This window comes from Salinicola sp., assembly GCF_982684285.1.
Window position 1 is genome coordinate 1 of the sequence record NZ_CEXLVS010000145.1, and the last position, 10,689, is coordinate 10,689.

Consider the following 10,689-nt stretch of genomic DNA (forward strand, 5'->3'; position numbering starts at 1 on the left):
TGGATGATAACGCTATCATTTTGTCCCCGCCGGCGTATGGCGTAGCGAGTCGCGCTGCTCGGGTGGGGCAACGGTATGAGGGAGACGCGTCATGAAAGCGATTTGGAACAAGACCTGTCTGGCGGTAGTGGCCAGTGCCGCCATCGGGATATCGGCCTCTGCGCAGGCCGCCGACGACTGCCCGCTACCGGGCAACCTGCGCGTGGTGATCGGCTCGACCTCGACCGGCGGCGACACCTACCAGAACTCGAGCATCGTGGTGGATCGACTGGCGGACAAGCTCGACATCAATGCCAAGGTCGATGCCGTAGGCGTGATGCCGGGTTTCCAGGCGCTGGAGCGCAGCCGCCACGGCAACACCGTGATGATCTTTCATGACGGCGCCTACCTGGGCAACCTCTACGGGGTGAACGGGTATCCCGATATCTTCAGCAAGTTCATCGTCGGGCCGACCGTCGCCATCAATCCGGGTAACGCGTATCTCGTGCCCAAGGACTCCCCCTATCAGTCGATGAGCGACATCATCGAGGCCGCGGGCGACGGCAAGCAGATCAAGGTCGCGATCCAGCCGGGCAGCGTCTCGGAGATCGGGTTCTCGGCGCTCAAGAATGCCGTGCGCATGAAGTATCCCGGCAAGGAGGGCAACATCGTCGCCGTCAACACCGGCTCCCAGGCGGACAAGAACCAGTTGCTGTTCGATGGGGCGGTGGACGTGATCAACGGTTCGGTCCAGGCCAACGAGCAGTACACCCAACTGCCGGCGGATGACCAGAAGGCGATGCGCTTCGTCTGGATCACCGCCCGCGAGAAGACCATCGCCGAAACCGACGAAGCTGGCATGGGCGACACCACGCGCGAGCAGCTGCTGCAGTACGTGACGCCGAACGTCAGCGTGCCGATGGCCGCCGACCAGGACTTCACTTTCGACAAGGAATTTTTCTTCCTCTACAACAAGGACATGGATCCTGCCGCGATCGAGTGTATCGACGACGCGCTGGCAGAGATCTACGACGAGGGCGAGATCCAGCAGCAGCAGAAGCGCTCGTTCTTCGTGCCGGACTTCAAGCCCTCCCAGGAAGCGGCCAGCTACCTGAAGGAGAAAAACGACCAGTACAAGACCATCATCAGCGACCTGAACGGTTGATTCCGTCGCATGCCGGCCGGCTGACGTCGGCCGGCACGGCTTCGTTCCCACCACCGACACTGCCGGCGATGACCCGGCGCAGGAGCCGCTTTCCATGGAAAGCCAATGGCTGTCGCTGCTCGATGTGACCATCGATTTCGACCAATCGCATCTCTTCTTTCCCCGAATCGTCACCTGGATTCTGGGCGCGCTGCTGGCGAGCATCCTGATCACCCGTTATCGGCTGCTGGCGCCGGGCCTCAAGCGCGCGGGTCGCGTTCTGGTCGGGCGTGAAGGCGAGTTCGACCACCGGCGTTTCTTCGGCACGCTGGCGCTGACCACGGCCTACTTCTATCTGATGGGCGTGCTGAGCGATGTGTTTCCCAATACCGGCTACAGCTTTCTGATCATGTCGGTGCTGTTCGTGTTTCTGCTCTCGCTTCTTTACGTGGGTCGGCCGACGCGGCGCCAGTTCGTCATCCTGGTGCTGAATGCGCTGATCGCGCCGGCGCTGGCCTGGTACGTGCTGGCGCAACTGTTCCGCATCACCCTGCCCTGATCTGCCGGAGACATCTTGCATGGATATTCTGTCTCACCTCACGCCGATGTTCTTCGCGCTGATCGCCGCGGGAACCTCCATCGGCATCATCTTCGGTGCGATCCCGGGCATGACCGCCACCATGGCGGTGGCGGTCTGCCTGCCGTTGACCTACGCCTTCGGGCTCGAGAACGGCATCGCGCTGTTGCTGGGGCTCTATGTCGGCGGTATCTCCGGCGGGATGGTGCCCGCCGTGCTGATCAACATCCCCGGCACACCGTCGTCGATCACCACCACCTTCGACGGCTATCCGATGGCCAAGCGGGGCGAGGGCGAGCGCGCGCTCAAGATCGGAATCGTCGCCTCGGTCTTCGGTGGCCTGTTCAGCGCCGCGGTACTGTTCTTCTTCGCCCCGGTGCTGGCGGACTTCGCGATCAAGTTCTCCTACGTCGAGAAGTTCCTGATCATCCTGCTGGCGCTGACGGTGATCGCCTCGCTCTGCTCCAACATGCTGATGGGCGTCTTCAGCGGCGTACTGGGGGTGTGGCTGAGTCTGATCGGCACCTACTCGATCACCGAGGGCGGCAATGGCGAGCCGCGCCTGATGTTCGACTTCATGCAGTACTACCTGATCGACGGCTTCTCGCTGCTGCCGGTACTGATCGGCATCTTCGGCCTGACCACCGTGCTGCTGGCCGCCGAGAAGGGGTTCAAGGCCGAGACCGGCCAGGGGCCGATTTCGCTCAAGGGCGGGGCCAGGTTCCGGTTCAGCGTGTTCAAGGGCCAGTTGCTCAACCTGATACGCTCCTCGAGCATCGGCACCTTCGTCGGGATCCTGCCGGGCGTCGGCGGCAGCGCCGCTTCGGTCCTGGCCTACAGCCAGGAGAAGAATTTCTCGCGAGACTCCTCCCAGATGGGCAAGGGCGCGCCGCAGGGGATCGTCTCGTCGGAGTCCTCCAACAATGCGTTGACCGGTGGCGCGCTGGTGCCGCTGCTGTCGCTGGGCATTCCCGGCGACTCCACCACCGCGATCCTGATCGGCGCGTTCACGCTGCAGGGCATCCAGGTCGGTCCGCTGTTCATCGGCAACAACCTCGATACCTGGTACCTAATGATCATTGCGCTGCTGGCGGCCAACGTGCTGATGTTCGGCATCATGTACTTCGCGATTCGCCATATCGCCAGGGTGATCGAGGTGCCGAAGTACATTCTCTATCCACTGATCATCATGATGTGCGTCGTCGGCGCCTACGCCATCAATTACGGCATCATGTTCGATGTCTGGACGCTGCTGATCTTCGGGGTGTTCGGCTGGGTCGCCCACAAGATCGGGCTGGAAACGGTGCCGTTGATCATCGGCTTCATTCTCGGCAAGTCGGCGGAGGTCTACTTCGTCAAGAGCCTGGAGTCGTACGGCAACTACTCGATCTTCTTCACCAAGAGCCCGATCGCCATGTTCCTGTGGGTGTTGATCGCCGTGTCGCTGGCGTTCGCGATCTACCTGCGGGTGAGGAATCGACGCCAGGCCTCCGTCGAGAGCTGATCGACCGCCGCCTGGCAGGACGCAACGAAAAAGCCCACGCCATCGGGGATGGCGTGGGCTCGTCGGCATGATGCCGGCAGCCGGTCAGTCGACGCTCAGCTTGCGCGCCTGATTGACGTTCTCCAGCGTGGCCAGGCACGCCTCGGCGGCCTCGCGCCCCTTGGTCAGGAAGTGCTGCTGGAAGAACGACAGATGCGCCTCGTGCTCATGGAAGTGGTGCGGCGTCAGCACCGCGGAGAGCACCGGCACCTCCTGCTCGACCTGCAGTGACATCAGTGCGTCGATCACCGCCGTGGAGACGAAGTCGTGACGATAGATGCCGCCGTCGACGACGAAGCCGGAGGCGACGATCGCGGCGTAGCGGCCGCTCTTGGCCAGCAGCTTGGCCTGCAGCGGAATCTCGAACACGCCGGGAACGGTGAAGGTATCGATCTGCTCGACGGCAAAGCCGCGTTCGGCGACCGCTTCGAGGAAGGCGGCGTGGCAGTTGCCGACGATATCGCCGTGCCAGTCGGCACGAATGAAGGCGATGCGTTGCGACAGCGTCTGCGGCGAGAGCTGCGGCGGATAGGGCTGATTCATGGTCGTTTCCTATTCATCGGTGACCGAAGTCACGTTAACCAGAATCAGGGCTTCGGATCCGCTTGGGAATCACGGGAGGCGGTTGGCGTGGGCGTGAATGGCGAAAGTCACCGATAGCCACGCGTGGCTGACCGAATCGTCGTTGCAAGGGGAACCGTTCTCTTTCATCCGGACTATCACCGTCGGCTTCGGAATCTCACCGAATCTGCTGACCTCGAAGGCGACGCCTTCGAGCGCTCGCGGGCTGAGAGGCTGGCGCTCGTTTCACGCCGCATCATTACCGCCGGTGGGGACTTGCACCCCGCCCTGAGAACCGATCGCGGCGAACCGCAATCCGCCGATAGTCTACGCCGATTCCGGCGCACGAGAAAGTCGAACGCGGGGGACCCTGTGGTATCGTGAGCCGGTCGAACAGGCCGGTCGAACAGGCCGGCTGAACGGGGGCGTCGGCCTCGGGCCGTTCAAGGCCGATCTTCTTCACACTCGATCTTCTCAAAACATGGAAGCGTGCATGAACGAGCGCAACGAGAACGCCGATATCGCTCTGATGACGGAAATCGCCACCCTCTACTACACCGAGGGAGAAACCCAGGAGGTCATCGCCAATCGGTTGGGTATCTCGCGGGTCAAGGCGGGGCGGTTGCTCAAGCGCGCCCAGGCGGAGGGGATCGTCGACGTTCGCGTGCGCCAGCATCCTGCCGTCAGCGCGGAGATCGAACAGGCGTTGAAGCGGCGCTTCGGGATCAAGCGCGCGTTGATCGCGCTCGATCACGCCGATTCCGACGTTCAGCGCGCCAACGTGGCCAGCCTGGTGGCCGATCATCTCTCGCGACAGCTGAGCGAGGGGGCGATCGTCGCCGTCGGCATGGGGCGCAACGTCGGTGCGGTGGCGGACAACGTGTTCGAGCAGGGGCAGCGCCAGTGCTCTTTCGTCTGCGCCATCGGCGGTTCGGTGCGGGCGGGGGAGTACATGAACCCGGATCACATCTGTCGCCGGCTGGCGATCAAGTTCGGCGGCGACAGCGAGACACTCTATGCGCCGGCGCTGGTGCAGAACCTCGAGCTGCGCGACGCCATGTACGAGAATCCGACCATTCGCCAGACGCTGGACCGCGCCCGGCGCGCCGATCTGGCGCTGATCGGCATCGGCGATCTCAGCGAGAACAGCAACATGGTGCGGATGGGCTGGTTCACGCCGCAGGAGACTGCCGAGGCGCGGCTCTCCGGCACCGTGGGCGACATGATGGGCTACGATTTCATCGACATCTATGGCCGCCCGTCGATGACGCCGATGCAGGGCCGCGTCATCGGCCTGACCATCACCGATCTGGCCCGAATCCCCGACGTGATCGCCATCGCCGCCGAGAATACCAAGGCGGCCGGCATACTCGGAGCGTTGCGCACCGGGGTGATCGACACCCTCGCCACCAGCGTCACCAACGCCCACACCATCCTGCGGCTGGACGAGGCGACCCGGGTCGACGACAAATCCGGCTAGGCGCTTCCCTCGGCGCCCGAACCGCCTCGTCACGAATCCACCAACGAAAAACGCCCGGCCAACAGGCCGGGCGCTTCGTTGCGAGCTTTCAGGCGTCGACGATCAGCCCAGCAGCTTCTCGGCGCGGGCGACGACCTTGTCGACCGTGAAACCGAAGTGCTTGAACAGCTCGCCGGCCTTGGCGGACTCGCCGTAGGTGGTCATGCCGATCACGTCGCCGTCCAGGCCCACGTACTTGTACCAGGTCGACGGGATGGCGGCTTCCACCGCCAGGCGAGCGCGCACGGACTTGGGCAGTACCGACTCGCGATAGCTGTCGTCCTGCTCGTCGAAGGCGCTGGTGCAGGGCATGGAGACCACGCGAACCTTCTTGCCCTTGCCTTCGAGCTCCTTGGCGGCATCCATCGTCAGGCCCACCTCGGAACCGGTGGCGATCAGGATCAGCTCGGGCGTGCCGCCTTCGGCCTCCTTGAGCACGTAGCCGCCCCGGCGGATATTTTTCAACTGCGCGGCGTCACGCGACTGCGCCGGCAGGTCCTGGCGCGAGAAGATCAGCGCCGTCGGGCCTTTCTCACGCTTCAGGCCCTCGACCCAGGCCGCTGCCGTTTCGGTGGCGTCACACGGGCGCCAGGTCGCCAGGCCGGGCAGGTTGCGCAGGTCGGCCAGCTGCTCGATGGGCTGGTGGGTCGGGCCATCCTCGCCGAGACCGATGGAGTCGTGGGTGAAGACGTGGATGATGCGGGTGTGCGACAGCGCGGACATGCGCACGGCGTTGTGCATGTACTCGAGGAACACCAGGAAGGTGGCGTCATAGGGAATGAAGCCGCCGTGGGTGGCGATGCCGTTGGCGATCGCGCCCATGCCGAACTCGCGCACGCCGTAGTGCAGGTAACCGCCGTCGAAATCTTCCTTGCTGATCGCCTTGGCGCCTTTCCACAGCGTCAGGTTGGACGGTGCCAGGTCGGCGCTGCCACCGAACAGCTCGGGCAGGTCCGGTCCCAGTTCGTTGAGTACGCCCAGCGATGCCTTGCGCGATGCGGTGGTCTCGGACTTATCCTGCGCCGCCTGGATCAGGGCATCGCCGTCGAAGCTGGCCGGCAGCTCGCCGTTGTAGCGGCGCTTCAGCTCCTTGGCCAGTTCCGGGTAGGCTTGCTCGTACGCCGCCAGCTTGGCATCGTACTCGGCCTCGCGCTTCTGGCCCTGCTCTCGGGCGTCCCAGGCGGCGTAGTATTCGTCGGGAATCTCGAACGCCGGGTATTCCCAGCCCAGCTCCTTGCGGGCGGCGGCGACTTCGTCTTCGCCCAGCGCGGCACCGTGGCTCTCCTCCTTGCCCGCCTTGTTGGGCGAGCCGAAGCCGATCACGGTCTTGCAGATGATCAGGGTCGGCTTGTCGGTGACGCCCTTGGCTTCCTCGATGGCGGCGTTGATCTGCTCGGCATCGTGGCCATCGACATCGCGGATCACATGCCAGTGGTAGGCCTCGAAGCGCTTGCCGGTATCGTCGGTGAACCAGCCCTCGACTTCACCGTCGATGGAGATGCCGTTGTCGTCGTAGAACACCACCAGGTTGCCCAGCCCCAGGGTACCGGCCAGCGAGCAGGCTTCGTGGCTGATCCCTTCCATCAGGCAGCCGTCGCCGGCAAAGACCCAGACGCGGTGATCGACGATCTCATGGCCTTCGCGGTTGAACTGCGCGGCCAGCGTGCGCTCGGCGATGGCCATGCCGACACCGTTGGCCAGGCCCTGACCCAGCGGGCCGGTGGTGGTTTCGATGCCCCGGGTGTAGCCGTGCTCCGGGTGACCGGGGGTCTTGGAGCCCAGCTGGCGGAAGTTCTCGAGCTCCTTCATCGGCAGGTCGTAACCGGTCAGGTGGAGCAGCGAGTAATGCAGCATCGAGCCGTGACCGTTGGAGAGAATGAAACGGTCGCGATCTTCCCAGTCCGGATTGGCGGGGTTGTGCTTGAGATGGTCGTTCCACAGCACTTCCGCGATATCGGCCATGCCCATCGGCATGCCGGGGTGGCCGGAGTTGGCCTTCTGCACGGCGTCCATGGAAAGCGCGCGGATGGCGTTGGCTAGCTGACGACGAGATGGCATTGGCTTTCGGATCCCCTAGATCGTAAATGGATGATGTCGCGAGACGCGATCTGACACTCGTTTTGACACGATGAGTTCGGCACGGCAATCAAGTCTAACGTGGCTGGTCAGTGTAGCGCGGATGATCAATCCGATGCGGAGGATTCGTTCCGCGCGGCTGATCCGTTTGACGCGAGCAGAGAGGCTTCGTTCACGATCGCCTCGAACGCGGCCGGATCGTGGGCAAAGCGCCCCAGGAACAGACCATCGACCTTTCCCGCCAGGCGGGTCAACAGGTCGGGGCCGGCGCTGCCGCCGTAGATCACGCTGGCGGACGGGTGCGTGGAGAGGTGATCCCGCAATCCCTGGCAGACCGCCGCAATGTGTGCCAGCGACGCCGGTTCCGAGGCACCGATCGCCCAGTGCGGTTCATAGGCGATCACCAGCGGCTGCGAGCGCTGTTCCGGCGTCGCCAGTGCCAGCGCCGAATCGATCTGATGCCGGCAGTCGGCAATGGCATCGCGCGGTTCGCCGCGGTCGGATTCGCCGATGCAGAGCACCGGTATCAGCCCTTGTGCCAGGGCGATTCGTGTCTTGGTGGCGACGATGCCGTCATCTTCCGCGAACAGACGCCGCCGTTCGGCGTGGCCGATCTCGACATAACGACAGCCCATCTCGGCCAGCATGGCCCCGCTCACCTCGCCAGTATAAGCGCCGGGTGGCGCCTGATACAGGTTCTGGCCACCCACCCCGACTGGGGTGTTGGCGAAGCAGTCGAGTACCGGGGCGATAGCGGGAAAGCTGGGCAGCACGAACAGCGACACCCGGCCGTCGATGACGGCCGGGTGATGGGCGAGACGGTTGGCGATCTGGCGGCACCAGTCCAGGGTCTGGGCATAGCCGAAATACATCTTGAAGCTGATGCCCAGGGTAATCGGAGCGTGAGCCATGGCGTCCTCGCGCTGTGGAGCGTCATGTCATCGAGGGCGGGATCACCGGTCGATGACGGGTTGGATGGCGGCGACGATCAGGGAAAGGGAGACCGCACCGGGGTCCGGCGTACCGAGGCTCTTTTCGGCCAGCGGGCGGGCGCGCCCCATCTTCGGTCTGAGTTCGCAGGTGGCGGTCGCCGCCGCTTCGCAGGCCTCGACGGCCTTGCGCCATGCCGTGGCGAGATCGTCTCCCGCGGCGACGGCCTGTTCGAGGGTCTCGCTGAACGGTGCCAGCGCATCCACCAGGGTCTTGTCGCCCAGCTTGGCCTTGCCGAACGCCATCACGTCGTTCTTGGCCTTGACGATGCCTTCAGCATAGTCAGCGGGGGTCGGGTCGTCATCGTCGCCAAGCATCACGCTGAGCGCGTTCAGCATCACGCCCCAGATGGCGCCGGAGGTACCGCCGGCGCGATCCGACCAGGCCTCGGCGGCCATGCGCAGCAGCGTGCCGGCCCCGGCACTGCGGCTCACCGCGTCCTCGGCGGCCAGTTCCGCGGCGACCACGCCGCGCTGCATGCCGATGCCGTGATCGCCATCCCCGGCAATGGCGTCGAGCCGCCCCAGCTCTTCCACCTTCTGGTCGATGATCCTGCGCGTCGCGCTCAGCGCCTGATAGAGGCAGCGCGCGGCAGCGATCGATGCTTCGCTGGCTGGCGGAATGGCGTCGGCATCCGGGATGTCCAGCGCTGAGGCGTCGATCGGCGGGGCTGCCTTGAGACTGCCCTTGCGATAGGCGGGCGCATCCGCCGGCGCCTTCCAGAGCCGCTCCAGCTCGTCGTCGAGCCAGAACAGCGTCAACGAGGCGCCCGCCATGTCGAGACTGGTGACCAGTTCTCCCACCTCCGGTTCGACGATCTCCAGCCCGGCTTCCGTCAGCAGCTGATTGACCCGGCGATAGACCACGAACAGCTCTTCGTACTTGATCGAGCCCAGGCCGTTGAGCAGCACCGAGGCCTTGGCGCCTTTGACACTGCCGACGCCATCGGGGATCTCCTCCATCAGGTGGGAGACCAGCAGCTCGGCCAGGGCGTCGGCACTGGGCACGTCCTGCTCGCTGATTCCCGGCTCGCCGTGGATGCCCAGGCCCACCGCCATCTTGCCGGCGGGTACGTGGAACAGCGCGTCCTTCGAGCCCGGCAGCGTGCAGCCGTCGAATGCCACGCCCATCGAGCGCGTGCGCAGGTTGGCCGCGCGGGAGACACGCACGACCTCCTCCAGCGAATAGCCCGCCTCGGCGGCGGCCGCCGCGATCTTGAACACGGTCAGGTCGCCGGCGATGCCGCGCCGCTTGTGAAGCTCCTCCGGTCCGGCGCTGGAGACATCGTCGATGACCGCGACGATCTCGCAGGGGATGCCCTCGCGGATCAGACGCTCACGCGCCTGGCCGAAATGCAGCACGTCGCCGGCGTAATTGCCGAAGCTGAGCAGTACCCCGGCGCCATTGTTGGCGGCCTTGCAGACGTTGTAGACCTGCTGCGCCGACGGCGAGGCGAACAGGTTGCCCATGACCGCGCCATGGGCCAGCCCCTGGCCGACCAGCCCCGCGAAGGCCGGATAGTGGCCCGATCCACCGCCGATGACGACGGCGACGGTGCCCGGCTCGCTGCGAGTGCTGCGGATGACCCCGCCGGGTACCTGGCAGACCCGTTGCGCATGCGCAGCGACGAACCCCTCGGTCGCTTCGTCGACGAAATTCACAGGATCGTTGTAAAGACGTGTCATGGCCGACGCTCCCGGCGATTGAGTGAATGTCAGGCCTTGGACATCGACGCTCCGGGGCCTGATGAAAATATGATCCAGGTTTGCGCATTTGGTTTTCTTGCTGCGCCTGGGACCATCATAGCGGCCAAAGGGGGCGGCGATATGCGACTTTGGTGGTGATGAAGCCCCGTTTCATGCCCGAGTTTCGACGGTTTTTCTGTCGCTTCAGGCTGATTCTGCGCCGATTTTTGGGGTTTTGGCGCCTTTGAACACACGACTTTATGCTCATATGCGATATTCTTGTTCATATGATCGGTGTGTGGCTATGATGATGCCGTCGAGGTTCGACGTCATTGACAGCATGGAGGTGAGTGATGGCAAAGCAGTGGCGAGTGGCGCTGGGGTGTGACGAGGCGGCGTACGAAATGAAGCAGGCGATGATCGAGCATGTCAGGGCGCTGGGGCATGAAGTCGAGGACTTCGGCACCCACGAGGCCAAGCCGGTGCTCTACCCGGACATCGCGATCGAGGTCGCCGAGGCGATCGCGGCGGGGCGCTACGATCGCGGCATTCTGATGTGCGGCACCGGCATTGGCGTGGCGATCTCCGCCAACAAGGTGGCTGGCATTCGCGCCG

At 64.4% G+C, this 10,689-nt stretch carries 9 protein-coding genes and 1 riboswitch; of the genes, 5 read left to right on the top strand and 4 right to left on the bottom strand.

Annotated elements, in window-relative coordinates:
* Positions 1 to 91 precede the first annotated feature (91 nt).
* From AC3AYF_RS13135 to AC3AYF_RS13145, 3 genes are all read left to right on the top strand, one after another.
* Positions 92 to 1,144, top strand: coding sequence for a type 2 periplasmic-binding domain-containing protein (locus AC3AYF_RS13135; RefSeq protein WP_295039932.1), 1,053 nt, complete (start codon positions 92 to 94; stop codon positions 1,142 to 1,144).
* Between the two features lie 94 nt (positions 1,145 to 1,238).
* Complete coding sequence (locus AC3AYF_RS13140) at positions 1,239 to 1,682, top strand: tripartite tricarboxylate transporter TctB family protein (protein ID WP_295039935.1); 444 nt, start codon at positions 1,239 to 1,241, stop codon at positions 1,680 to 1,682.
* 19 nt (positions 1,683 to 1,701) lie between these two features.
* Entirely contained in the window at positions 1,702 to 3,204 is a 1,503-nt protein-coding gene (locus tag AC3AYF_RS13145; RefSeq protein ID WP_487779832.1) for a tripartite tricarboxylate transporter permease, read from the top strand.
* An 84-nt stretch (positions 3,205 to 3,288) separates the two neighbouring features.
* On the opposite strand, the gene AC3AYF_RS13150 is transcribed toward AC3AYF_RS13145, so the two are convergent.
* Positions 3,289 to 3,786, bottom strand: coding sequence for a 6,7-dimethyl-8-ribityllumazine synthase (locus tag AC3AYF_RS13150; RefSeq protein WP_295039937.1), 498 nt, complete (start codon positions 3,784 to 3,786; stop codon positions 3,289 to 3,291).
* Between the two features lie 152 nt (positions 3,787 to 3,938).
* A riboswitch (FMN riboswitch) is annotated at positions 3,939 to 4,104 on the bottom strand.
* Between the two features lie 193 nt (positions 4,105 to 4,297).
* Between AC3AYF_RS13150 and AC3AYF_RS13155 the strand changes: the two genes are divergently transcribed.
* Positions 4,298 to 5,284 carry a sugar-binding transcriptional regulator gene (locus tag AC3AYF_RS13155; RefSeq protein ID WP_149437475.1) on the top strand — a complete coding sequence of 329 codons (987 nt, stop codon included), beginning with the start codon at positions 4,298 to 4,300 and terminating at the stop codon, positions 5,282 to 5,284.
* 102 nt (positions 5,285 to 5,386) lie between these two features.
* Here AC3AYF_RS13155 and tkt read toward each other — a convergent pair whose 3' ends face one another.
* The 3 genes from tkt to AC3AYF_RS13170 all read right to left on the bottom strand — a co-directional run bounded on the left by tkt (position 5,387) and on the right by AC3AYF_RS13170 (position 10,074).
* A complete protein-coding gene (gene tkt / locus AC3AYF_RS13160; RefSeq protein ID WP_487779833.1) occupies positions 5,387 to 7,381 on the bottom strand; it encodes a transketolase in 1,995 nt (664 codons plus the stop codon).
* A 125-nt stretch (positions 7,382 to 7,506) separates the two neighbouring features.
* Positions 7,507 to 8,310: a triose-phosphate isomerase family protein gene (locus AC3AYF_RS13165; protein WP_295039941.1), complete on the bottom strand. Its 804-nt coding sequence runs from the start codon at positions 8,308 to 8,310 to the stop codon at positions 7,507 to 7,509.
* Positions 8,311 to 8,352: 42 nt separating this feature from the next.
* The gene (locus AC3AYF_RS13170; RefSeq protein WP_295039943.1) at positions 8,353 to 10,074 is read right to left on the bottom strand and encodes a dihydroxyacetone kinase family protein; all 1,722 of its coding nucleotides are present in this window, start codon (positions 10,072 to 10,074) and stop codon (positions 8,353 to 8,355) included.
* A gap of 353 nt (positions 10,075 to 10,427) precedes the next feature.
* Between AC3AYF_RS13170 and AC3AYF_RS13175 the strand changes: the two genes are divergently transcribed.
* The coding region (locus tag AC3AYF_RS13175) for an RpiB/LacA/LacB family sugar-phosphate isomerase (protein WP_487779834.1) at positions 10,428 to 10,689 on the top strand (262 nt) is incomplete at its 3' end.